At 51.8% G+C, this 22,385-nt stretch carries 23 protein-coding genes and 1 pseudogene; 5 read left to right on the forward strand and 19 right to left on the reverse strand.

Annotation, left to right across the window (positions count from 1 at the left end; all coding sequences use genetic code 11):
• Positions 1-231 precede the first annotated feature (231 nt).
• Positions 232-1,044 carry an ABC transporter permease gene (locus tag MKY86_RS18250; protein ID WP_076081693.1) on the reverse strand — a complete coding sequence of 271 codons (813 nt, stop codon included), beginning with the start codon at positions 1,042-1,044 and terminating at the stop codon, positions 232-234.
• Positions 1,041-2,063: pseudogene (locus tag MKY86_RS18255) on the reverse strand (ATP-binding cassette domain-containing protein). Before MKY86_RS18255 ends, MKY86_RS18250 begins: the two are co-directional and overlap by 4 nt.
• 318 nt (positions 2,064-2,381) lie before the next feature.
• Between MKY86_RS18255 and MKY86_RS18260 the strand changes: the two are divergent.
• Positions 2,382-2,993, forward strand: a complete 612-nt coding sequence (locus tag MKY86_RS18260; RefSeq protein WP_340827326.1) for a TetR/AcrR family transcriptional regulator — start codon at positions 2,382-2,384, stop codon at positions 2,991-2,993.
• Positions 2,994-3,006: 13 nt separating this feature from the next.
• The gene (locus tag MKY86_RS18265; protein ID WP_076081695.1) at positions 3,007-3,354 is read left to right on the forward strand and encodes a DUF4260 domain-containing protein; all 348 of its coding nucleotides are present in this window, start codon (positions 3,007-3,009) and stop codon (positions 3,352-3,354) included.
• 85 nt (positions 3,355-3,439) lie between these two features.
• On the opposite strand, the gene MKY86_RS18270 is transcribed toward MKY86_RS18265, so the two are convergent.
• From MKY86_RS18270 to MKY86_RS18285, 4 genes are all read right to left on the reverse strand, one after another.
• Positions 3,440-3,883, reverse strand: a complete 444-nt coding sequence (locus tag MKY86_RS18270) for a hypothetical protein (RefSeq protein WP_143803806.1) — start codon at positions 3,881-3,883, stop codon at positions 3,440-3,442.
• Positions 3,884-4,035: 152 nt separating this feature from the next.
• A complete protein-coding gene (locus MKY86_RS18275) occupies positions 4,036-4,878 on the reverse strand; it encodes a GNAT family N-acetyltransferase (protein WP_076081696.1) in 843 nt (280 codons plus the stop codon).
• A 115-nt stretch (positions 4,879-4,993) separates the two neighbouring features.
• Positions 4,994-5,614: an immunity protein Imm33 domain-containing protein gene (locus MKY86_RS18280; RefSeq protein WP_076081697.1), complete on the reverse strand. Its 621-nt coding sequence runs from the start codon at positions 5,612-5,614 to the stop codon at positions 4,994-4,996.
• A gap of 107 nt (positions 5,615-5,721) precedes the next feature.
• Positions 5,722-6,603: an AraC family transcriptional regulator gene (locus tag MKY86_RS18285; RefSeq protein WP_076081698.1), complete on the reverse strand. Its 882-nt coding sequence runs from the start codon at positions 6,601-6,603 to the stop codon at positions 5,722-5,724.
• A 191-nt stretch (positions 6,604-6,794) separates the two neighbouring features.
• Here MKY86_RS18285 and MKY86_RS18290 point away from each other — a divergent pair, with 191 nt between their 5' ends.
• The gene (locus tag MKY86_RS18290; RefSeq protein WP_076081699.1) at positions 6,795-7,328 is read left to right on the forward strand and encodes a CDP-alcohol phosphatidyltransferase family protein; all 534 of its coding nucleotides are present in this window, start codon (positions 6,795-6,797) and stop codon (positions 7,326-7,328) included.
• 4 nt (positions 7,329-7,332) lie between these two features.
• Here the strand turns inward: MKY86_RS18290 and MKY86_RS18295 are convergent, their stop codons facing one another.
• The 6 genes from MKY86_RS18295 to MKY86_RS18320 all read right to left on the reverse strand — a co-directional run bounded on the left by MKY86_RS18295 (position 7,333) and on the right by MKY86_RS18320 (position 10,903).
• Complete coding sequence (locus MKY86_RS18295) at positions 7,333-8,076, reverse strand: N-acetylmuramoyl-L-alanine amidase family protein (RefSeq protein WP_076081700.1); 744 nt, start codon at positions 8,074-8,076, stop codon at positions 7,333-7,335.
• A 78-nt stretch (positions 8,077-8,154) separates the two neighbouring features.
• A complete protein-coding gene (locus MKY86_RS18300) occupies positions 8,155-8,511 on the reverse strand; it encodes a DMT family transporter (RefSeq protein WP_076081701.1) in 357 nt (118 codons plus the stop codon).
• Positions 8,512-8,513: 2 nt separating this feature from the next.
• Positions 8,514-8,837 carry a DMT family transporter gene (locus MKY86_RS18305; RefSeq protein WP_076081702.1) on the reverse strand — a complete coding sequence of 108 codons (324 nt, stop codon included), beginning with the start codon at positions 8,835-8,837 and terminating at the stop codon, positions 8,514-8,516.
• 13 nt (positions 8,838-8,850) lie between these two features.
• A complete protein-coding gene (locus MKY86_RS18310; RefSeq protein WP_340827329.1) occupies positions 8,851-9,384 on the reverse strand; it encodes a TetR/AcrR family transcriptional regulator in 534 nt (177 codons plus the stop codon).
• Between the two features lie 128 nt (positions 9,385-9,512).
• A complete protein-coding gene (locus MKY86_RS18315) occupies positions 9,513-10,649 on the reverse strand; it encodes an SGNH/GDSL hydrolase family protein (protein ID WP_076081704.1) in 1,137 nt (378 codons plus the stop codon).
• Positions 10,646-10,903: a hypothetical protein gene (locus tag MKY86_RS18320; RefSeq protein ID WP_340827331.1), complete on the reverse strand. Its 258-nt coding sequence runs from the start codon at positions 10,901-10,903 to the stop codon at positions 10,646-10,648. Before MKY86_RS18320 ends, MKY86_RS18315 begins: the two co-directional genes overlap by 4 nt.
• 178 nt (positions 10,904-11,081) lie before the next feature.
• Between MKY86_RS18320 and MKY86_RS18325 the strand changes: the two genes are divergently transcribed.
• Positions 11,082-12,962 (forward strand): LTA synthase family protein, encoded by a 1,881-nt coding sequence (locus MKY86_RS18325; protein WP_076081706.1) that lies wholly within the window; start codon positions 11,082-11,084, stop codon positions 12,960-12,962.
• 88 nt (positions 12,963-13,050) lie between these two features.
• Here MKY86_RS18325 and MKY86_RS18330 read toward each other — a convergent pair whose 3' ends face one another.
• Positions 13,051-13,926 (reverse strand): alpha/beta fold hydrolase, encoded by an 876-nt coding sequence (locus MKY86_RS18330; RefSeq protein ID WP_076081707.1) that lies wholly within the window; start codon positions 13,924-13,926, stop codon positions 13,051-13,053.
• A 168-nt stretch (positions 13,927-14,094) separates the two neighbouring features.
• Between MKY86_RS18330 and MKY86_RS18335 the strand changes: the two genes are divergently transcribed.
• The gene (locus tag MKY86_RS18335) at positions 14,095-14,892 is read left to right on the forward strand and encodes a lipase family protein (RefSeq protein WP_076081708.1); all 798 of its coding nucleotides are present in this window, start codon (positions 14,095-14,097) and stop codon (positions 14,890-14,892) included.
• 24 nt (positions 14,893-14,916) lie between these two features.
• Here MKY86_RS18335 and MKY86_RS18340 read toward each other — a convergent pair whose 3' ends face one another.
• The 6 genes from MKY86_RS18340 to MKY86_RS18365 form a co-directional block, all read right to left on the reverse strand.
• Complete coding sequence (locus MKY86_RS18340) at positions 14,917-16,674, reverse strand: glycoside hydrolase family 2 protein (RefSeq protein ID WP_076081709.1); 1,758 nt, start codon at positions 16,672-16,674, stop codon at positions 14,917-14,919.
• Between the two features lie 159 nt (positions 16,675-16,833).
• A complete protein-coding gene (locus MKY86_RS18345) occupies positions 16,834-17,772 on the reverse strand; it encodes an ArsR/SmtB family transcription factor (RefSeq protein WP_076081710.1) in 939 nt (312 codons plus the stop codon).
• A 20-nt stretch (positions 17,773-17,792) separates the two neighbouring features.
• Complete coding sequence (locus MKY86_RS18350; protein ID WP_076081711.1) at positions 17,793-18,518, reverse strand: MOSC domain-containing protein; 726 nt, start codon at positions 18,516-18,518, stop codon at positions 17,793-17,795.
• 42 nt (positions 18,519-18,560) lie between these two features.
• Positions 18,561-19,526, reverse strand: a complete 966-nt coding sequence (locus MKY86_RS18355; protein WP_076081712.1) for an Rpn family recombination-promoting nuclease/putative transposase — start codon at positions 19,524-19,526, stop codon at positions 18,561-18,563.
• A 153-nt stretch (positions 19,527-19,679) separates the two neighbouring features.
• Positions 19,680-21,623, reverse strand: a complete 1,944-nt coding sequence (locus MKY86_RS18360; protein ID WP_076081713.1) for an ABC transporter permease — start codon at positions 21,621-21,623, stop codon at positions 19,680-19,682.
• Complete coding sequence (locus tag MKY86_RS18365) at positions 21,620-22,375, reverse strand: ABC transporter ATP-binding protein (RefSeq protein WP_036733135.1); 756 nt, start codon at positions 22,373-22,375, stop codon at positions 21,620-21,622. The genes MKY86_RS18360 and MKY86_RS18365 overlap by 4 nt, the downstream gene beginning before the upstream one ends.
• Positions 22,376-22,385: the final 10 nt, after the last annotated feature.

The following is a 22,385-nucleotide window of genomic DNA, read 5'->3' on the forward strand; positions in this document are numbered from 1 at the left end:
CGTTAATCATAATTTCCTAATCAAGAACAAAATCATCCTAATGGATGAATTAGATTACCTTCGGGCGATCTGAATGTATGCTGTTTTTCACATATATTCAGGCCATGTGCCTGCCTTTGAGCACAATGTATACTCACCTTTTCCAGCGCAGCAGGAAACTATAATTTTCTATACAGCAAAAAACGCCAACAGATGCATCCCTGCATTCGTTGACGTCTTACTGAACCTGACTTATGTCCGGCGCATATACGCACGCACGGTAATCGGAGCGAAGACAGCCACAATCACAGCGGCTCCGATCAGGGAGTAGACCAGATCACTGCCTACCGTTCCATGGTTGACCAGTTCACGGACAGCAGTGACCAGATGCGAGATCGGATTGTTATTCACGAACCACTGAAGCCATTTCGGCATCGTATCAACCGGCACGAAGGCATTCGAGAGGAAGGTTAGCGGGAATAACACAATCATTGAAATCCCCTGTACACTGGAAGCCGTGCGGGCGATCACACCGAAAAAGGCAAAGATCCAGCTGATGGCCCAGGAGCATCCGATGACCAGAACCGCCGCCAGGGCAACCCCTCCGATGCCGCCTTCCGGCCGCAAGCCCATAATGTAGCCCATTACGAAGGTGAGTACCGTAGCAATCGTGTAACGTATAGTATCTGCTAACAGTGCCCCTGCGAGAGGGGCAATCCGGGCAATCGGCAGCGATTTGAAGCGGTCGAACACCCCTTTTTCCATATCCTCCCGTAGCTGGACACCGGTAACGACCGAGGTCGTGATTACGGTCTGTACCAAGATTCCTGGAATAATTACCGGCAGATAACTTGCCACATCCCCGGCAATCGCCCCGCCGAAAATATACGTGAACATCAAGGTGAAAATAATCGGCTGAAACGTGACGTCAAACAATTGCTCCGGTGTACGCCGGATCTTGAGCAGTCCTCTGTAGGCCATCGTAAAGGAATTGCGTACCGCTTGGCCGAAGCTGGTATGGTTTTTCAAATTACGGTCTACACCCGGCTTAATTAAAGTACTCATGCTAATACTCCCTCCTTCTTCTGTGTACTATCCGGGACAAGCCCCGCATCTTCCTTGACGCCATGACCGGTTAGGGTCAGGAATACTTCATCCAGCGTTGGCTTCTGCACACTCATCTCAAGCAGCGGTATGCTTGCTTCACGAAGTGCGATCAGCAGATCGGTTACCCGGTCCACGTTCCCCATCGGTGCGATAATTTTGGCTGCTTCTGCCTACAGGTTAGAGCGTACCTGAAGCACCTGCTCCACAATCTGCCGCGCCTTCAGTAACTGCTGCGGATGGACCACCTTCAGGTGAAGCGAGGAGTTGCCAACCGAGCTCTTGAGTTCATCAACTGTTCCCTCTGCGACCACCTTACCGGTATCAATCACGGCAATCCGGTTCGCCAGTTGATCCGCTTCTTCAAGATATTGGGTCGTCAGCAGGACCGTTGATCCCGTATTCACCAGCTTGCGGATCGTCTCCCACATCTGATTGCGCGTCCGGGGATCAAGCCCCGTTGTCGGCTCATCCAGGAAAATGAGCGGAGGCTGCGCAATTAGACTGGCCGCCAGATCCAGCCGCCGGCGCATCCCGCCGGAGAAATTCTTCAAAGGGCGCTTCGCTGCTTCCGTCAAGCCGAATTCCTCCAGCAGGTCAGAGGCCTTGCTGCGAGACTCCGCACGCCCCAGGCCATGCAGCCTGGAGAAGATGATCAGATTCTCAGTCGCGCTAAGCGACTCATCCACTGACGCATATTGACCCGTCACTCCGATTAACTGACGCACGATCTGCGGTTCTTTTGCCACATCATGTCCGAAGATACGCGCCGAACCTGCGTCAGGCCGAAGTAGGGTCGCCAGCATGCGAATTACGGTTGTCTTCCCGGCACCATTGGGACCCAGCACCCCATAGATCATTCCTGTGCCTACTTTGAGATCTACACCATCCACGGCCCGGTTGCTCCCGTAGATTTTGACCAATCCTTGCGCCTCAATGGCATAGCTGCCGCCCTGCCCTGCTGATTGTGTCTGCTTCATGCTTTATTCCTCCTTGATTGCTGATTCTAAAAGGATAGTAACCGACATATTTAAACTGAATTTAAACCTCCTTCTACTCTGTCCGGTTGCTGTTTCCCTATCCCATTAAACCAAAAATCCGATCCTTTGGGATCGGACTTGCGGAGTACGCTTGCAGTCGTACACTGTGTATTCCTTATTAGTAACCGCTTTCGGCTTTAGCAAAAGCGATATTAGTGTGCCGCATAAAAAATGTTCGTTGACTGTTCGAACAAACAGTATTATGATGGATCTATATTAATTGACTGTTCATTCAAACAGTATTGGAGGGAACCCGCAATGAATTCAACACAACCACCCTATAAGGATGAGCGTAGAAGCTCCATTCTGCAAGCGGCATTCACATTATTCGGGCAGGTGGGTTATACCAAGGCAACCATGAAGGACATTGCAGCCAAGGCTGGTGTGGCTCAAGGGTTAATCGGGTACCACTTCAGTACAAAAGAAACGCTGCTGGTCGAAGTGGTCCGGGAGTGGATGATTAACAAAGGAATGAAGGAAGCCTTCACGAGGCTGGATTTGAACGTATCTCCTGCAGAGCTGCTTCACCAGGGATTGCTCCATGTGGTTGAATTTCGAAAAGAAAACCCGGAGTGGTTCACCTTGTTGATCAGCCTTTGGACAGAGAGTGTGAGCAACGAAAAGCTCGCCAGGCAAGTGCAGGAACTTTACAAGGAAATGAGGTTAGGCATTCTAGAAATCATTGATCGCATGGAGCTGCCATTGGAGCAGCCTGAGAAAGATATGCTGGCCTCTCTCTTTCAGGCTGTCTTCGACGGATTGACTCTTCAAGCTCCTGTCTCCATATCATCCGAGCCGCTCTCACTGGCCACCGTGTCACGGGGAATCGGATGGATGCTTGACGGAATTCGCTCTGCAGACCAACAATAAGGAGAGTGAGAAGATGAATCAAATACTAATTAGAATTGAAGGCTTTGTTGTTCTGGCTCTTAGCGCTTATTTTTACTTATCCAGCGGATACAGCTGGGGACTCTTCCTGTTACTGTTGCTGTTTCCCGATATATTCATGTTAGGGTATGCGTTTAATAAAAAGGTGGGAGCATATGTATATAATCTAGCCCATACGTTCCCTATACCACTGCTGTTGTTACTGCCGGGCCTGGCTTACTCCATTGATGTGCTTATCATGATTGGCTTCATCTGGACTGCGCATATTGGTATGGACCGAATGGTCGGCTATGGGTTGAAATATGAAACGGAGTTCAAAGAAACACATATCCAAAGGCTGTAAGAGAGCGCAACTTTCGCAAGCCCAGGTCCCCCGGGATCGGACTTGCGGAGTAAGCTTGCAGGTATATGCTCTATATTCTGTTTGCTTAGTCATAGCCGCCTTCAGCTTCGGGCAATTCCTGGTACGCCTCCTTACCCGCTACGATGTCCGCGATGAAGTTCCGCAGCTCCAGCAGCTTCTCTGCATCTTCCGTAAGCTCACAATTCTCGCCGGACCAGGACCAATTCCGTGTGAATCCGTTTACAGTGATCCTCCAGCTGTCTTCCTGGTAAGGGACCACCGAACAGCTCTGCTTGGCGGGCACAAGCTGCATCTTACTCATGATGCTGATCCCTCTCATCCGCTCATAGATGCTGCGCATTTCCTCTCCGGTCAGTGTAATATTCGCCGTAGCCGTTCCGTTCACGATCAGATCTTTTACCAAGGTATCCTGATAAGTGTTAATCTCATTCTTGGAGACCTCTCCATACCCGTACCGGACGAGAAAGTCGAAATATTCAGGCATATCTTCAGGCATATCTTCAGGCATGTCTCCCAATACCTCCGGCCGCTCAGGGGTAGGTTGTGTCTCCTTATTCGTGTTATAGCCAGCTATGAGCAGTACGACCAGCAGTAAGTAATATATGTGCTTCAGTTCGGTCCCCTCCACAAGTGAATTTTACAAAAGTACAGCATCCAATCTTAGGTATTATAGTTGTAGGCGGCTAAATATTTCGCAATGACTTCCTTACTCTCATGCCACCACAGAATAGGAACTTCGCCAACCTTCACCAGACCTAACTTAGCGGCAAGATGATTGGAGCCAGTATTGCCGGTATCACAATCCCAATATGTTGTTAGCTGCCGCTGACGGCCAAGCGCTATGAATTCTTGACACAGTCTGAACGCCAACCCTTGATTACGGTATTCCTTGTGCGTGATGATATCCGGTTCAATATAGCCGCCACCCACATAAAAAGTATTACAAGCGCTTACAAATCCGCTCTCATTCAAATAACAATAACCAAATGCCCTGTCCAGATAGGTCTCAGCCGAAGTCCACAGTAATCGGTAACTATCGTCCATCTCCTGAATGTAGCGTCCAAACAACTGCTCATCGATTCTAGTTAAAACAAATTCTCCAGAATCCTCCTGAATGTCAGCAGGAGCTTTAGCGTTACTGTTCATCTTATAATGTGTTCTACTGAGCTCCACTGTGTTGTCTTTCAAAGGTTCTTTAAGCACCGCAAGCCATTGACTGGAGGAAAAGTACAAATCATAGAAATTCGCGTGATTGGCCGGATTGGCTAAGAAATCAAGTATGCTTCGATTGAACTGCTCGTCATCTTCCTGCCCGAACAGATAGTATTTTCCGCCTCGGCTTGCGACAAACCCTGCAGTCGGCTGATCTAACTTATTCACAAATATTCTGCCTGGCTGATTAAGATCTATAACCCCATGAACAAATACAAAGATGAATTCTCCTTCTCTATGCGCTAGAAGATACTTGATTCTACTATACTCACTAGACTGTAATTCAATCAATCTAATCCTTCCTCTCAGTTAATTACCTGTTATGTATATCTGCCCTTCTCCCCTTCTCCTAGTAAAAAAGGCCGGGGCCACAGTTACCTGTGTCCGCCAGCCTAGTATATCATGCCTACCGCCAATTCTTCACTTCTACCCACGCGGCACCCGGTCCGCTCCGTTCAAACGCTGTACCCACAGCTCCTTTAAAAGGCTCCAGCAAGCTCGGGTCCCGGTCGATCAGATCATACACATTCATGATGGCCGTATTCTTCGGGTCGCTCAGATAAGCGTTATCTTCTTCTCCGGTGAACAGCCGCCAGCCGCTGTCCTCCTCACGGGTAGGGGCCTCCCGGTACATCCAGCGCACACCGTTGCCTGGCGTCAGGCATTGCCTGGTGACCATACCCGCCTTCTCCCCAGCTTCGACCCATGCCGGATCTCCTTCTCTAAGAATCGTCTGGGCGATATGTCTGGGTTCGAACTCCACCGGATCTCCGAGCTGGAGCGACTGGATAACCCCCGGTGTATTGGTCAATAGCCCCGTGTACCGCCCGGTAACCGGATCTCTCCCGGTGATCTCCACCCACATCCGTTCAGCCCGTGGCTGCCCTTCAGCCGGTTGGGTCAACATGAAGTGCAGCCGCACCATTCTCCCCGTACCCTGTGTCTCCCGTTCCTGTCTTGCAGGAATAAAGAACGACTCAGGATGTAGCCTGCTCGTCTCTTCCACATCTTCCAAAGTCCACTCCATGAAGTATGCCTCCTAGTTAGTTATACTAGACTACCATTACCCGATTGTAGGAGGCACTATTCATTCTGACTGGAAGCCCAGCCCGCTCTGGCTGAATACCTGCACCGTTAACGGCGCACTGCTTCCCGCACTGGAATCCATATTTCACTTTTAAATGTTGGCGAGTGGGTATCCTTGCTTTCGTTCCACAGAAGCTCCGGCCCTTCGACCTGCTCGTAATTGGAAGAGGGGAACCATTCGGAGTAGATCCGGCCCCAGACATTCTGGAGCGTGCCCGGAAAGGGACCCGCCACTTCGAACACGGCCCATGCAGACGCTTGAACCTCCAGCTTGGCGTAGGACGTCGGGCATTCCTGCGTGGTAGCCACTCCAATATAATGATCCAGCTCCCCGCGTTCATCCATCCGTCCTTCCGAGAAATTCACGGATGCGCTGATCAGTCCTGACGGGACCATATCCGACAGCCCCTTCAGCTCCCCTATCATCTCCATGCTCAGATTCTGCCACATGGCAGCAATCTCCGGGTTCACCCCGCTGAACTGGATAGCTACCCTTTTCTTGAGTCCAACGATCCGGAAACTCTCTTTCTCCTCAATACGGTAATTCATTTCACTGCCTCCTCTGATGGTTAACTGAAAAGTCATTCGAGGAAAGGCCTTCAGGGGTGTCCCTGCCGTTCTTGCTTCTGAAGGCGTTACGCCATGAAGCTGCTGAAAGGCTTTTGTGAATGCATCCGGCGAAGTGTATCCATACTCCAGAGCAACATCAATAATCCGGTGCTGGCTCCCCTGCAGCTTGAAGGCAGCCAGCGTAAGACGCCTGCGGCGGATATATTCCGAGAGCGGGATACCGGCCAGGAAGGAGAACATCCGTGTAAAATGATACTCCGAGCATAACGCGTAGCCCGCAGCTACTTTTACATCGATCTCGTCGTCCAGATGCTCTTCAATGTAGAAGAGTGCAGCATTCATATCTTCCAGCAGGTTCATCGTGCACCTCCCTTTCCTCCCCATCAGATTAACAGCTACGCAGGGAATGCATCCGACAGTTCCTGCACCATATTAACGGGTACTTACTTATTCAAGACAATCCGCAAATTTAGAGGCATAATGAAGCATAGAATATATACGAATAAGCTAGACAGGACATCCCCATTACACGGTTAAAAAGGGAGGTTGCCATGAAGCTTGCCCCCAACTGCATCACGCTCAGCCGGATCGGGCTGTCCCTTCTGCTGCTGTACCTTGTGCCGCTGGGCACGGGCTTCAGTGTAGTCTACCTCCTGTGCGGAATTACCGATCTTCTGGATGGCCCTATTGCCCGAATGACCGGTACGGTTAGCAACCTCGGTGCCAAGCTCGATTCCGTGGCCGACATGACGCTGGCAGGCACTGCACTCTATACCTTATATCCGTTCCTTGGTCTGACCCTCGGCCTCATCCTGTGGGTCGTGCTGATTGCCGTCATCCGGGGAGCCTCCATCCTGACTGCGCTGCGTAAATTCAGAACCTACGGCAGCATTCATACCTACGGGAACAAGCTTGCTGGTATACTGCTATTTCTTACACCGTTGTTGCTTCCCTATGTGAATCAGGCCATCTGGACAATAGTTGTATGCTTAGTAGCCACTCTATCTGCAATTGAGGAACTTATCCTGCTTCTGATCTCAAGTGAGCTGCAGCTGGACCGCAAGGGGCTGTATGTGCGGCGGTGATCCATCACTCCAACCCCAGGTACTCCTTAATCCCATCTACAACAGCGGAGGCCACGCTCTCCTGGAACCCGGAGGTCCACATCTTCGCCTCGTCACCGGGATTCGTTAAATAGCCCAGTTCCAGCAGCACCGACGGCATTACCGTATCGCGCAGAACGAAGTAATTCCCTTTCTTCACGCCGCGGTCTTTGAGACCGGTAGCTTGAATGACATGCTTATGTATAGTCTCGGCCCAAGCCAAGGATTCTTCATGATAATAAAAGGTTTCTGTACCCGATGCTGATGCCTCCTCATAGGTATTGCCATGAATGGAGATGAACAGGTCTGCGGCCAGGTTGTTGGCGAACTGGGGCCGGAACAGCTCTTGTGAGGAGATAAAAGCATCCCCGGTCCGGGTAAGCAGGATCTCAAGCTGCGGGTCCTGCTCCACCCGGGCTGCGATTTTCTCTGACAGGCTAAGATTGAAATCCTTCTCCAGGCGTCCACTGACGGAGACTGCCCCGGGATCTTCACCGCCGTGTCCCGGATCTACCACAACCTTATAGACCTTGCCCAGGTAGGGCTGGCTGCTGCTCTGCGGTTGATCCGATCTGGCAGCATGCACATGGAGCGCTGCATCCTCAGCCGGACCTGCACTTAGGCTGGTATCGGCAATCCTCCCGCCAGAACCGCTGCCGGTGCCATCGCTACATGCCGCCAGCAGTAATAGGCTGAGACATATGGCGGCTATCAGGTACATTTTCCTCATTCCGGTTGCTCCTTCTCGCTCACTTCCTGCACGTTGCCTACTTCCATTTCAGCATACCGGAGGCTTGATAAGCAAGACCTAATTCTCCGTAGCTTCAGGGGCGTTTTCCCCGCCAGCCTTATCCGGTGAATTCAGCAGCACCAGACCCCCGATAATAATCAGCAGACTAATGCCGGTGAGCAGATTGAACGGATCATTCCAGATCAGAATGCCGATCAGTGCTGTTAGCGCTGTCCCCACGCCAGACCAGATAGCATAAGCCAGGCTCAGAGGTATGGTGCGAAGACTGATTGATAAGCAGTAAAAGGCCAGGCCCATTCCAAGCACTACTCCGATCGACGGCAGCACACTGCTGAATCCATCGGAGAGCTTAAGCATAGTCGTACCGAAGATTTCTGAAATAATAGCGATGCTTAGCGCTAAGAAACCTCTCATCTCTACACCCCCGTTGACAGCTTCAGCAGAGCCACACCGCCAATGATGAGGATTAAGCCTGCTATTTTTCGCACATTCAGACGTTCCTTATAGACCAGCACGCCAACCAATGCGGTTAACGCCGTTCCCACGCCAGACCAGATGGCATAAGCTGTCCCGAGAGGGATTTCTTTCAGCGCCAGTGACAGATTGAAGAACGCCAGGCCCATGCCAGCGACCACCGCAATGGAGGGAAGTAGCTTTTTGAACCCGTTGGATGCCTTAAGCATAGAGCTGCCGAAGACCTCACTCACAATGGCTAAGGATAGTAAAACATAAGCATTCAATGGGACTACCTCCTTAATGGATCATTTCATTTAATTTCCGGATGACCTTATTACGCATATCATCGCTGATCTCGCCGATCCCGAATACCTCCGATAACCACAGGCCGTCTACAGCCAGCCGGACAATGGAGCCAATTACCGGATCCAGCCCGTCATTCTCGATGTTCTCTTGCCAGACGGTATAATGCTTCCTTAATTCATCCAGCAATTCACCGTTTGTAAAAAGCGCTGCGTTAAGCGCAACATTCATGTCCTGCCCATCCTGATCGGCTTCTACGGTAGACTGCAAATAAGCACGGCTCCACTTCCCTTGCTCCCGAGTATCCTGGGCCGCCCTCTTCTGGACATCCGCAACAAAATCATTTGTGATGCCCGAAACCATACTGTAGATTAATGCGTCTTTATTCGGAAAATGGTGCAGCAGACCGCCCTTGCTCACTCCTGCTTCAGCAGCCACCGCTTCAAGTGTAAGCTTCTCAATTCCGCTATTCTTAACAATCGTTGAAGCTGCAGCCAGAATCAGACTGCGTTTGGAATTACTGTTCACCATCATCACCTCGTCATTTACTATACCGTCCAGACGGTTTTTTTGTCAAACAGATTGCAGCACAAAGCGCTCATCAGCTGATGAGCGCTCCCGCGACCTATCCTGTTGAAAGGGTAGGCTGCCTTTTCTTAGGCTTTTGACAAAAGTCCCCGGATATAGCCGCTTAACTCCCCGGCAGTCTGCTCGTGCGCCGGCAGGCCCGGGTGGGTTCGCGCTCCCATCGTTTCATTCGTCACATTCGGCAGCTGGAACACCGACACGTTCTTGTCGCCCGTAGACTTCATGTATTCATCCACCGCACGGTAGATCGCCGGCATCAGGGAGAGGCCAAGCATTCCATACACCCAGAGAAGATGCGCCCCGGGGTTATAGCCTCTGAGCTTCGCCAGGAACCTCGTGACTGCGGCCTCGAAGGCGGCCAGATCCTCCTCATGATAGCTTCCGTCTTCATTCAGCCGCTGCTTATAGATGCGCCCGGTACTCTCATCCAGCCATTCGGGGGAGTTGAACGCGCCGTCATCATTGGTACCCAGGTTGACTACCACCACATCCGGCTGCCAGGCCGCAAAATCATTCATCTTATGCGCTCCAAGCGCTTCATTATGCGGGCCGGTCAGCAGACCGCAGACCTGCTCATAAATGTCAGGAATATTGCCCCCCGGATTGTTGTCCCAGCTGGAGAGCACACCCCATCCGCTCTGTGAGATCACCCGGAATTCGGCCTGCACGGCCTCGGCAGTGATCGCTGTATAATTATGAACGCCGCTGAACCAGGCGGGAATCCAGTCCTCTTCGCTCTTGGCACCAATGACGCCCTCACCTGAGGTAATACTGTCACCGATGAACTCCAGCCGGTACGGCTTCGCTTCAACAGGCAGGAAGCTGCCGTCTGTGCGGACCGCATGGAACTGAAGATAGGCGCCGGGGTCGCCGCTCATCGCCTGGACCTCTTTTACAATCCGGATATTCTTCACAGTCTCAGGGTTCATCCCTCTGAATACGCAGATCCAGTGCCTTCCGGCATTCACCATCTGTCTGCTGACGGGAACGGAGTTGATCAGCACACTGATCCAGGATTCGTGATGATCGTAACCGGATTCCACTTCAAGCCACAGCTCGGAGGCCCGGAGGTTCACCTCTATCGCACTGCCCGTCCAGAATAACGTCAGGGGGTTAAGCGCTCCAGTCGTTCTGCCATGAATCTTCAGATGCTTGATCTCTGTCAAAGGCTGTACCTGTAACTGCAAATGGGAACTGCTGCTCATTCAAATCCCTCCTGTTTGGCGGCAATCGAGAAGCTGCGGACCTTCATCCACTTCCCGCCTACCCATTCGTCGACGGTGCCCTTCCGCGTTCTAACACAGAACTTATGCGAGGTACCACGGTCAAAGCCCGTTGCTTCATATAACAGGTCCTCACCCTGCTGTCCCTTGAAATACACCTGCTTCAGGCCGAGTCTGTTCAATAGTTCGTGCTTCACACTGTCTGTATATTGGCGCGAGAATTCTTTGGTCATCATTGTTCCTCCTGCTTCGTTTATCAACGGTTCAACTTCCCGGATGCTTCTTAGAGAATAACGTATATGCGGCGAACTTTCACCTTTATTTTTCACCAAACTGCCCTTAAATACCGGTTGATTTTGAACTCGGCCCTGTAATAGAATTAATGGATTATATAGAAAAGGATGCGCATACGCAATGCCTTACAAGGAATCACGTCCGCTTCGAAAAAGGTCGATTCTGTTCTTCTCGCTGATCATGCTGGTGAAGAGTTATTTCGCCTGGTATTACCTGTTCGAGGACGGTCCAACCTGGACCACCTGGCTGAAGGAAATCCCGTTCGTGCTGCTGCTGTTCTGCCTCATCGAATGGTTCGCCACCAAGCACAAGGTCGCGATCTATCTGCTCGTCAATCTGCTCATTACCGTCCTGTTCTTCTCTCTCATCGTCTATCATAATCATTTTGGAATGATTGCTACGTCCCAAGTCTTCGGTCAGGTCAAGCAGGTAGGCGCCGTCAAAAAAAGTATATTCGCTGTCGTGCATCCGCAATATATGCTTATCTTCGTAGACATCATTATCATCAGCCTGATCATGCTCAGACGGAAGAAAGCGCTGGCCTGGAAGCATTCCATGTCCCGCCCCAGCAACCGCAAGGCGGTAGCTATCCTGTTCTGTATCTCGCTTACGCTGTGCATGATGAATATCTTCCCCAATAAAGCCAGTATGAACGAGAATGTCAAGGCAGAGCAGATGGGCATTCTCAATTATGAAGCTTACGCCCTGCTGCGTGAACCCGCAGAGGAGCCTATGGACCCTGCGCAGATCTCCCAGGCCGGCATTGACATGACGAAGGGCATCCAGCAGAAGGCTGATCCGGTCTTGTTCGGGGCTGCCAAGGGTAAGAATCTGATCATCCTGCAGATGGAGTCGCTCCAGAACTTCCTGATCAATCTGTCGGTGGACGGAACCGAAATCACGCCGAACCTGAATAGGCTGGCCGGCGGGAGCTACTATTTCCCCAGGTTCTTTCAGCAGGTAGGCCAGGGCAATACTTCAGATGCCGAATTTATCGTCAACACTTCCTTTTATGTGCCGCCGGACGGTCCGGCCACAGATAAGTATGCTCCGAAGGAGCTGCCGAGTCTGCCGAAGCTGCTGGAGGCACAAGGCTACGATACCGCGACTTTTCATACCAATAATGTAGAGTTCTGGAACCGCGGGGAGCTGTATAAGGCACTGGGCTTCAATCAATATTACGACAAAACCTACTTCGGTGAAGAGGATGCCGTCTTCTACGGCTCCTCGGATGAAGTTCTGTACCGAAAGACCTCTGCGGAGCTTGCGCGGATGGATCAGCGTGAACAGCCCTTCTATGCCCATGTCATCTCGATGTCGTCACATAATCCGTTCTCGATCCCGGAGAGCAAATACAAGATGACCCTGCCGGAACGGTATGAGGGGACACTGGTCGGCGACTATATCCGGGCGGAGAATTATGCCGATTATGCCCTCGGCCAGTTCATAGAAGAGCTTAAGGGCAGCGGGGTATGGGACAATAGTGTAATCGTACTCTACGGCGACCACCGGGGACTTCCGATCTTCTCTCTGAAGGAAGAGGATAAAGTCCTGCTGCAGGAAATCCTGGAGCATGAGTATAATGAACGAGACCTGATTAATATACCGCTGATGATCTCAGCCACCGGTGTTACCACACCGGCACTGAAGGAGCAGTTAGGCGGCCAGGTGGACATTCTGCCGACCGTTGCCAATCTGCTTGGTGTCCCGCTGGACTATCATATCCACTTCGGACAGGATCTGCTTAATCAGACGGCGTATAACCTGCTGCCGCAGCGCTATTACCTGCCTACGGGTTCATTCGTTAATAATGAAGAGCTGTTTCTCTCCGGCAGCGGATTCGAGGACGGCCAGCATTATACGTTATCCGGTGACGGGACGGATCTGCTTCAATCGACAGAGGATGAATTCACCCGGGCGCTGGAGCTGCTGCGCATGTCCGACAGTTATGTTACTCAGCTGCCTGACCGGGTAGTTAAAGGTCCGCCGGAGGGCGAATAAGAACTGATAATAGGCACCATCCTTCACACAGCAAAGCCCGGTTCGGAGTCCTGTCTCTGAACCGGGCTTCTTTATATGCTTGGTAGGGTTAGCGCTGCTTGTCCAGAAAAGCCCGCACAGCCTGACCCGCCTGAAGCGGAAGCTGCATCCAGACATACGCATGAAGCGAATCCGGGATCAGCGCAATTTCATAGCTGTCCAGCAGCTCTGCGAAGGCATTCAGACTGCTGCGGACCCGTTCATCGTTCCCTTCCGCTTCGCTGGGCAGGAACAGGACCGGACATTGTATTGTCTGATAATAGTGTTCAAAGGACAGCTCCCAATACTTCTCTATGCATTCGATTCTGACACGGTTCGGACAACAATAGGTATACTTGCCGTCTGGATGCTGCTCCAGGCTATGCGTATAGAACGCACAGAAATATTCATTCCACAGGCCCTCCGCTGTCAGCTCATCCCTCTGCCCGGCTACATAGGATTCAAGGCTGTCATAGCACGGTTCCTTCCATTCCTCCAGTTCTGCCCGGAGCTGTGCTTTCTTCTGATTCATCTCTTCCGCCGTACCGTTAAATATACCGTATTCTCCAAATTCGTTATTCAGCGCACCTTCACACACCAGGGACGCTACAAGCTCCGGATGAGCTGCTGCCAGACTGACCGCTACCTGCGCTCCCATGGAGCTTCCTACTACGTGGCACTTCTCCACCTGCAAATGCCTCAGTAACAGATACATATCTTCTGCCATCTCGTCAATATGATAGCCAGTCTCCGGCTTGTCCGAACGGCCATGCCCCCGGAGATCCGGTGCAAGGATGCTGTAGTCCTGCTCCAGTTGCGGGAGAACTCCATCCCACATATGCAGGTTCCCGCCGCTGAAATGAAGCAACAGGACGACAGGCTTGTCTTTCAATGAATACCTGGCGTTAATGCTTATCTCTCCTATTGAGATACGTTCCTCAATCATTTCATTTCCTCCTCCAATCCCGCAATCCCTTACGTTTGCTTTACCTTATATGTATTTGGCAGACAATGGATTAATTATATACGCGGTCCATCTATGCTGTCACCATACGAATAGGCACCAATCCCGCCTTCCCATCATACACAGATATAAAGAAAGGCGGGATGCAGAATGAGTACCATGACAGGTGAGGCGGAATGGGCGATTTTTCTGGCGGCTGTCTGCGGACAGACCTATACCCAATTTGCCAATGCGGAGGGTGCGTTCGTGGTACCGGCGGACTTCTCGGCCGTGCATAGCTTCCAGGCGAAATCGATGGGGAATGTGTGGGAGCTGTTCGGCTTCATTCTGGAATCACCGCAGGAGATCATTATTGCCTGGCGCGGAAGCATCTCCACCAATGACTGGCTCTCGAACATGAATGCCGCGCAAAAGAAATTTAAATACATCCAGGAACCCTGCATGACCCATCGGGGGTTCACCGATATCTATGCATCCGCTCGGGATGCCATTCTCTCCGTGCTTGGCACTCTGTCTCCAGAGAAGACGCTATATGTAACAGGCCATAGCCTTGGCGGGGCACTGGCTACTCTATGTGCGCTGGATGTTTCTGCCAACTCCGCCTTCACCACCCCCCGGCTGTATACTTACGGGTCTCCGCGTGTAGGCGACCCGGATTTTGCCAACGCCTTCAGCCGGTATGTGCGCAGCAGCTACCGCTATGCCAATCTTTTTGACGTCACTACGTATGTTCCGCCAACCGTCTACAAGCTACCTAAGCAGAAGACCAAATACTATTACACCCATGTCCAGACCCTTAAGTCCCTATCCTTCCAGAATGGCAGTCCTGAGCTGAATCATGTCATCCGTAGTTATTTCGCTGTGCTGAGGAAGACACGGCCCGACTTCACCACAGCTCTGTGCACCGCGAATCCTGGGTTCTGTCCGGTCCCGGAGCTGATCACCTGATCTCCGCTCTGCGGATAGACCCTTCTACCGGTTGATCTTACGAATCTCGTCCATCGGAATCTTCGGGGTCCGGTCCGCGTTCAACAGTCCGTTCACTTCCTGCTGCACATCCGTAACCTGAGTGTAGCAATAACCGCAGATGTAAGGTGTATCCTTGATCGCCTGCGTGATGCTGCGGAACCGTTCAATGAAGGCTTCCGTGCTGCTGACCTGCTCCCCATAGCCCCACCCCTCGCCGGTGTTGAATGCAATGCCCCCGAATTCACTGACTATGACAGGCTGACCCCGGTATTCGTAGCCCTGGGCCATCGCGTATTTCCAGTTATTGAACGAGGAGCTGCCGCCAAGCACACTGCCGGAGTCTGCATAACGTTCCAGTAACACAGCTCCGCTCTCTTCATAATCATGCAGGGTAATAATATCGCTGATCGTATGCTCCCAGCCGTCATTGACAATCACCGGACGATCCGGGTCCATCGCCTTAGTAAGATGATAGATGCCCTCAGTGAACTGCTGCTGACGCTTGTTCGTGTAGATCTGCGGGATGCCCCAGGATTCGTTAAAAGGCACCCAGGTAATCACCGAGGGATGATTATATTGCTGCCGGACAATCTCGGTCCATTCCTTCGTGAACTGCTCCACGGCCTCATCATTGAACTCATAGGTGGCCGCCATCTCCGACCAGACCAGCAGTCCCTTCACATCACACCAGTACAGAAAGCGTGCATCCTCAATCTTCATATGCTTGCGTACCCCGTTGTAGCCCATCGCGAGAATTGCGTCAATATCGGCAATCAGCGCCTCCTCCGAAGGCGGGGTCAAATGGCTGTCCGGCCAATAGCCCTGGTCCAGAATCAGCTTCTGGTACACTGGCGTATTGTTGAGCAGCACCTTGCCTTGTTCGATGGAGATTTTGCGGAGTCCGAAGTAGGAGTAGACCTGGTCGATCACCTTGTCCCCTTCGTACAGAACGAACTCCACCTCATATAGCACCGGCGAAGCGGGCGACCAGGACTGGAGCTTCCACGGGCCATTCGCTTCATGGGTCAGCTCTACATCCAGCTGCTGCCAAGACCGGTCGATATGCAGCGAGACCTGCTTGAAGGTCTTCTCCTGCGTGCTGATCCGGGTCTCCAGTCGGAGATTCGGGGCTGCCACCTGAGCCTCGTATTCGAAGCGGACCGAGCGGTTATCGAGATCCGGAGTGATTTTGACAGACTTAAGATACGAAGGGGATACATACTCCAGCCACACACTCTGCCAGATTCCCGTGGTCTGCACATAGAAGCACTCGAAATTCTCATCCACCCAGCGCTGCTTGCCCCGTGGTTGTGTACAGCTCTGACTATCCTCTGCCTTGACGGTCAGACGGTTCAGCGCTCCGGCACCTGTGTTCAGATAATCTGTGATATCCAGTGTAAAAGCCGCGTACCCGCCTTGGTGCCCCCCGGCATAGCTGCCGTTCACCCACACCTTCGCGATATGATCCACCGCCTGGAAATTCAGCAGCACCCGCTTGTTGCCCAAGGTGTCAGGTAGTTGTACCTCCCGCTCATACCATACATACGGATGGAACGTAGTCTCGCCGATTCCACTCGCCACCGTCTCATACGTGAACGGAACCTGAATCTTCAGATCGCCGTGCAGCTCCTCATGCCATCTCTCCCGCTCCCCCGTGTTGTCATCGTCATACCGGAAATCCCATTCCCCGTTCAGGCTCTGCCAGGCGTCACGGACGAACTGCGGCCGCGGATAATCCTTGATATAGTGCCGGGTTGTCATTATAATGCGCACACTCCTTAATAACAATATTTTTGTTTTAATACAATAAATATGTACTAATTATTGCAGAATCCGCTGAAATGTCAATGCACAATACTCATAAAAAAGAACCCGCCGTAAGCAGCAGGTTCTTCACAATAAGCTCATCTCATGTTCCTTCTAGGCCTTTACACTATAAAAAATCTTCATCACCAGATCCTGCTCATAATCGCCGAATTTTTTGCCGAACAGGTTCATGCCGCCCTTGAAGACCGCATTCTCCTTCACGCCCAGCCGCAGATCCACGTGGTTCTGGCCGGTGAGGCCCAACTGCTCCAGATTAACAGCAGATAGCTCCTGATGGTCGATAGTGCTGCGGGTATTATCTACGCTCCAGGTCTTGAGTGCGCCGAACTGGGTTCCCGTATCAATCCACCACGAGGGATTCAGCTTCCCGCGTCTGCCGCCGAAGTCGCCGGGCGAGGTCCAGGTCCCCACCTCCACCTGGTTAATCCACAGTGTGATATCCGAAGGCCAGTCATTCTCGTAATTCGGTGCCTCTGAGCAGATCTCCATGGAGAATTGAATCCGGTGAAGCACCGCTCCTTGCGGAATTTCCAGCGGATAGCGGTATTCGAGATAACCTTTGCGCAGCCAGAGCAGCTGGGCCTGCACCCGGTCCGGATGAAAAAATCCCGCCGGTGAATCCTCCGAAATAATCGGACCATTCTCACTGACCATACCGCAGGTAGGCGCCACTTCGCATGCTGTGAAATTGCCGATCGGCATGGATATCTCATAGCAATATTCGCCTTGACCGGCTTGCAGGCGGCGCTGTGGAGCATTGATCGTGATCTTAATATCATCATAGATCCGGCTGCATACCTTCATCGCCCCGCGTGAAGCAGGCAGCAGCTCGGTCTCAATCAGCCCTGCTTGCTCCAGCACCTTCACGTTGGAGGCTGCCGTAGATACCGGAATTTCCAGCGCTTCAGCCAGCTCCGCTACATTCATTCTCCGGGTGTTAAGCAGCGCCAGCATTCTGAGTCTTAGCTCCGTAGAGAGCGCATGTGTCACCTTCACCAGCTCATCCGCATGCTCCATGGACAACTCCAGCATATCGTTCACCCCTGTCCAGCTTAGTTATCCAGCATATGAACCTGATCGCCCAGCCGAACTTCTCCCGTGCGGATTACAGAGGCATAGACGCCGAACTGCTGCTTAAGCTCTTTATATACTTGCTTCAGCAGCGAACTGTCCCGTTCCAGGGTATCCGGGTCTGTCGTAATCATTACGCAGCGCTCGCAATAGCTATCCACTTGCAGCACTGTACTGCCTATCGACAGACGGCGGCCGAGCCACTCTTCCTCCCCGAGCGAGTCCTCGCTCACTTCCACGAGAAAGTTGCCGCGGAAGCGGCGCTGGTCAATTGGCTTGCCCCACATCGCCTCCAGCTTCTTCAAGCTTTTATCGGTCACCAGCAGAATACTTGCCCCATCTACCGATAATAGCTCCGGGTACTGCTCCTCCGGGTGTGGTGCCTTGAACGCAGACATCGTAATTTCGGTAGAGGTCAAACTCTGTATTTCGTCCAGCAGCTCCTGGTCCCAGCCGAACACCCGGCCATCCGCAGCCGTTACACGGATATCTTCCCCCGTATACTCCGCCTTATAGGACATCATCTTCGGAATCTTCCGGGCAGTGATATACTGGGACCAGTCTTTTTTGGTCATATCATAAAAGGAACAATACCGGTCCCCCTCCACTCCGTAAGATACAACCTTACAAGCCTCCAGTGCCTCCCCCGCAAAGGATTTTACCGGATAACGGTTAATCGATTTAATCTCCCCAACTGTAACTGACACGCCCCCACCTCTTCTGTCTATACTCTGATAGCTCTGCTACTCTTACTGTAGCGGCTTTAACTTCTGAATCTCTTCTACGGAAAGCCCTGTTGCCTCGGCAATAACAGATAGCTCTATACCTAGAGCAAGCAGCTTATGAGCGGTTTCTTTTTGAGCGTCTGCCTTACCCTCTGCTTTACCCTCTGCTTTACCCTCTGCTTTACCCTCTGCTTTACCCTCTGCTTTACCCTCTGCTTTACCCTTTGCCATTCCCTCGGCCTTCCCCTTAGCCTCACCTTCAGCCCATCCCTTGGCCTCGGCCACCTTAGCCGCTTCATACATCGACGCCTCGTCATGTAAATAGCGCTGACGTGCTTCGTATTGTCTACGGGCTTCCTCGTTCTGACTCAAAAACTCCAACGTGTTCATGGCTTTTTTCAGCACAGGTTCATTCATAGTAAGCACCTCCCATTTGGTTTGGTCTACGCCCTTAAGGAATAACAGCCAATTCACCAGTCCGCCTTGTTCCAGAGAGACCGCTTGCTCATCCAGCTTCGGCAACTCCAGGAAGTGAATCTCAATGTCGTCAAGCAAAGGAATTCCCGTGCGGTCCTCCCGCAAGTGAAAGACGTTATGGTATAGAGTATTCGGCAACAGAGCAAAGTTTATAATGTTGATCGTCACGCATCGCTTTAACTGGTTATACGGCTGGCTCTCCTGCAACTGAGTCGAATACTGTTTACTCCAATAATAGAGAGTCCGTTTCTCCGTGTCATATTTGTTGAACAACTGCATCTCTACATTGATAATTTCGCCCTCAGTCGTCTTGGCCCGAATGTCGAGAATGGACTGCTTATCCCGAGGTGAGTCCTTGTCAGTGTATGGATTCAGAAGAATAATATCACTTAGCGGGGGCTTGCCCGCTTCAGCAAAGGTTCGGTTCAGAAAAGCCAACAGCACATCACGGTTCTCTTCACTTCCAAAAATGCGTTTAAACAAAAAGTCATTTCGGGGATCAAGCAGCTCCATCCAGTCCAGCCTCCGTTTCAGTCTTATTATACCATTATCGCTGCCTGTTTTGCGTAAGGCAAGAGCTTAACACTTTTGGATGAAATCAGCAGTAGTATAATCCTCTAAAAAGAAAAAGGACAGCCCCAAGGCTATCCTCATCATTACATATCTTTACAGCGACTCCCGGATTACCCGCTTGTAATACAGAACGGACAGGATGCCGAAGATCGAATACAGCACGGTATAGACTCCCATAACGACGAACATCGGGGTCAGCATTTCGGTCCCGAAGAAGAACCAGCCGGATTTCACCGCAAAGTAACTGTGGCACAGCCCGACAATCAGCGGAATACCGAAATTGAACAGCTGCTTGAACTGGATGCCGCGCAGGAGATCCCCTTGGGTGAAGCCCAGCTTGCGCAGGATCGTATATCCCTCCCGCTCCTCCTCGCTCTCATCCATCTGCTTGAAATAGAGAATACAGCCGGAGGTGATCAGGAACGTCAGGCCCAGGAAGCCGACAATGAACATAATGAGGCCCATATTGGTCCGCTGGTTGAACTCAAATTCATATTGCGAGAAGCTTTGCAGCTCCGGCTTCTGCTGCTTATAAATCTCATAAGCCTGCTTGGCCTGCTTGGACCCGGTAAGATTGATACCGTAATAGATTCCTTCGCCGCTCACTCTTTTTTGCTCATCCGGATCTTTATGCTGAAGCAATTCCTGGAAGACTGAATCATCCACCACGAACACCCCCAGAACACCTCCGCCAAAATAATACGGCAGAACAGTCTCCTCTGACAATCCTGCGAGCTGCTGCTTCATAACACCATCCTTGGTGGAGAAGTCGAGTTCCCCCTTGTTCTTGAGCTGATGCATGGTTTGCTTCGTAGTCGTATACCCCATAATCCGTACCTCACCCGGCTGCAAATCCATGTTTTTCAGACTGCTCTCACTAATCACGGTAGCCAATAGACTGGTGTCATTGTTGGGGATATTTTTAGTATCCAGGACCTCCTTAAGATCCACCTCTACCTGCACCGTTGGAATCTCCAGAGTGGTATAACCTATGCCGGCCTTGTCGAGCGCCTCCCGGAATCCCGCCTCATCCGCCTTCTGAAGGAAGCCGTAATCATGCGGCGAGCTCTCGCGCGCGGAGGACTCCACCGAATAATATGAGATATAGCTCAGAGAGAGCAGGCCGATCGCCAGCGCGGATACCGTGGTGATGACCGTCAGCAGCAGGGCATTCGATTTCATCCGGAACATAATGGAAGAGAGCGATAATACCTCCCGAATGGACAGGTACCCCTTCTTCCTGCGGCGGATGAGATTGAAGAGGAAGCTGACCGAGCCTTTGTAGAACAGATACGTCCCGATAATCACCAGTGCGAGGATAGCAATCATCGCATACATCAATCCGCCCATGCCCGTGAATTTGCCGCTGAACAGCTCCCCGGAGATATAGTATCCTCCACAGATACTGATCATCCCGAGCACGCCGATCACAACCTCCCACAGCGACATTCTCTGAATGCGCGTCTGGGAAGTGGCCGTAGCCTTGAATAGGGACAGAATGCTCTGGGCCCGGATGAAGGTGTAATTCATAATCATAATCAGCACGTACACGGCGGCAAAAACCAGCACCGTCCGCTGCAAAGCCTCAGGGGAAAAGCGCAAGGCCGCCAGCTGTTCGACCTCCAGGATTTTGAAAAGAATCATCAGGATCAGCCGTGACATCACGAACCCTGCACCGATCCCCGCGAACATCGATCCGAAATATAGAATCAGATTCTCGGCGCTCAGCAGCACGAAGATTCTGCTCTTGGTCAGCCCGATCAGCTGAAACAACCCGATCTCCTTACTGCGGCGCTTGATGAAGATGGTGTTCGCATACAGCAGGAAGATGGCCACAATCGCAACCAGCAGGACGGAGGACGCGCCAATGGCTGCCCCGCCTTTGATTGAACCGCTGACCTCGTGCATGGCCGGGTCGAACTGCAGCGTCACGAAGGAGAAATACAGGGCCACACTGAAAATAAGAGCAAAAACGTAGAGATAATAGTTCTTAATGTTCTTTTTGAGGTTCCGCAGGATAATATAATTCAGACTCATTGCGTGACACCACCAAGTACGCCCTGGGTGCTGATAATATCACCCAAGAAGGATTGCCGCGATTCCTCCCCCTTGTTCAGCTGGGTGTAGATTTGCCCGTCCCGGATGAACACCACGCGGCTGCAGTAGCTGGCGGCCACGGCATCATGCGTAACCATGACAATGGTAGCTTCACGCTTGCTGTTCATGGCAGCCAGCTTGTTCAGCAGATCGGACGCAGATTTGGAATCCAAGGCTCCCGTCGGCTCATCGGCAAAAATAATACTCGGATCATGCACGAACGCCCGTGCCGCAGACGTACGCTGCTTCTGCCCGCCTGAGATTTCCGCCGGATATTTATCCTTCAGCTCATAGATTCCCAGCTCGCCCGCTACCTGGTCGAATTTCTGGTGCGCCTCCTTCTTGGACATGCCTGTAATCGATAGCGGCAGCATGATATTCTCCTTGACTGTCAAGGTGTCGAGCAGGTTATAATCCTGGAAAATGAACCCGAGATGATGCTTGCGGAACTCGGCGAGCTGCTTCTCCTTCATCCCGGTGAATTCCTTGCCCTCAATTTCGATCGTGCCCTTGCTTACCCGGTCAATGGAGGACAATACGTTCAGAAGCGTCGTTTTGCCGGACCCGGACGGACCCATGATTCCGACGAACTCGCCCTTGTCCACCTGAAGATCAATACCGCTCAGGACTTCCTGTTTATTGAATTTGTTGCCATAGGTTTTATAGATTTTGTTAGCTTGCATGATAAGCATCTGTTCCCCA

The organism is Paenibacillus sp. FSL R7-0333, assembly GCF_038000365.1.
GTDB lineage: Bacteria > Bacillota > Bacilli > Paenibacillales > Paenibacillaceae > Paenibacillus_AQ > Paenibacillus_AQ silagei.

What these genes read in the sequence shown, in the direction of transcription:
- MKY86_RS18250 (WP_076081693.1), bottom strand. Translation starts at nt 1,044, where the DNA reads ATGAGTACTTTAATTAAGCCGGGTGTAGACCGTAATTTGAAAAACCAT.
- MKY86_RS18260 (WP_340827326.1), top strand. Translation starts at nt 2,382, where the DNA reads ATGAATTCAACACAACCACCCTATAAGGATGAGCGTAGAAGCTCCATT.
- MKY86_RS18265 (WP_076081695.1), top strand. Translation starts at nt 3,007, where the DNA reads ATGAATCAAATACTAATTAGAATTGAAGGCTTTGTTGTTCTGGCTCTT.
- MKY86_RS18270 (WP_143803806.1), bottom strand. Translation starts at nt 3,883, where the DNA reads ATGCCTGAAGATATGCCTGAAGATATGCCTGAATATTTCGACTTTCTC.
- MKY86_RS18280 (WP_076081697.1), bottom strand. Translation starts at nt 5,614, where the DNA reads ATGGAGTGGACTTTGGAAGATGTGGAAGAGACGAGCAGGCTACATCCT.
- MKY86_RS18285 (WP_076081698.1), bottom strand. Translation starts at nt 6,603, where the DNA reads ATGAACCTGCTGGAAGATATGAATGCTGCACTCTTCTACATTGAAGAG.
- MKY86_RS18290 (WP_076081699.1), top strand. Translation starts at nt 6,795, where the DNA reads ATGAAGCTTGCCCCCAACTGCATCACGCTCAGCCGGATCGGGCTGTCC.
- MKY86_RS18295 (WP_076081700.1), bottom strand. Translation starts at nt 8,076, where the DNA reads ATGAGGAAAATGTACCTGATAGCCGCCATATGTCTCAGCCTATTACTG.
- MKY86_RS18300 (WP_076081701.1), bottom strand. Translation starts at nt 8,511, where the DNA reads ATGAGAGGTTTCTTAGCGCTAAGCATCGCTATTATTTCAGAAATCTTC.
- MKY86_RS18315 (WP_076081704.1), bottom strand. Translation starts at nt 10,649, where the DNA reads ATGAGCAGCAGTTCCCATTTGCAGTTACAGGTACAGCCTTTGACAGAG.
- MKY86_RS18320 (WP_340827331.1), bottom strand. Translation starts at nt 10,903, where the DNA reads ATGATGACCAAAGAATTCTCGCGCCAATATACAGACAGTGTGAAGCAC.
- MKY86_RS18325 (WP_076081706.1), top strand. Translation starts at nt 11,082, where the DNA reads ATGCCTTACAAGGAATCACGTCCGCTTCGAAAAAGGTCGATTCTGTTC.
- MKY86_RS18330 (WP_076081707.1), bottom strand. Translation starts at nt 13,926, where the DNA reads ATGATTGAGGAACGTATCTCAATAGGAGAGATAAGCATTAACGCCAGG.
- MKY86_RS18335 (WP_076081708.1), top strand. Translation starts at nt 14,095, where the DNA reads ATGAGTACCATGACAGGTGAGGCGGAATGGGCGATTTTTCTGGCGGCT.
- MKY86_RS18340 (WP_076081709.1), bottom strand. Translation starts at nt 16,674, where the DNA reads ATGACAACCCGGCACTATATCAAGGATTATCCGCGGCCGCAGTTCGTC.
- MKY86_RS18345 (WP_076081710.1), bottom strand. Translation starts at nt 17,772, where the DNA reads ATGCTGGAGTTGTCCATGGAGCATGCGGATGAGCTGGTGAAGGTGACA.
- MKY86_RS18355 (WP_076081712.1), bottom strand. Translation starts at nt 19,526, where the DNA reads ATGGAGCTGCTTGATCCCCGAAATGACTTTTTGTTTAAACGCATTTTT.
- MKY86_RS18360 (WP_076081713.1), bottom strand. Translation starts at nt 21,623, where the DNA reads ATGAGTCTGAATTATATTATCCTGCGGAACCTCAAAAAGAACATTAAG.
- MKY86_RS18365 (WP_036733135.1), bottom strand. Translation starts at nt 22,375, where the DNA reads ATGCTTATCATGCAAGCTAACAAAATCTATAAAACCTATGGCAACAAA.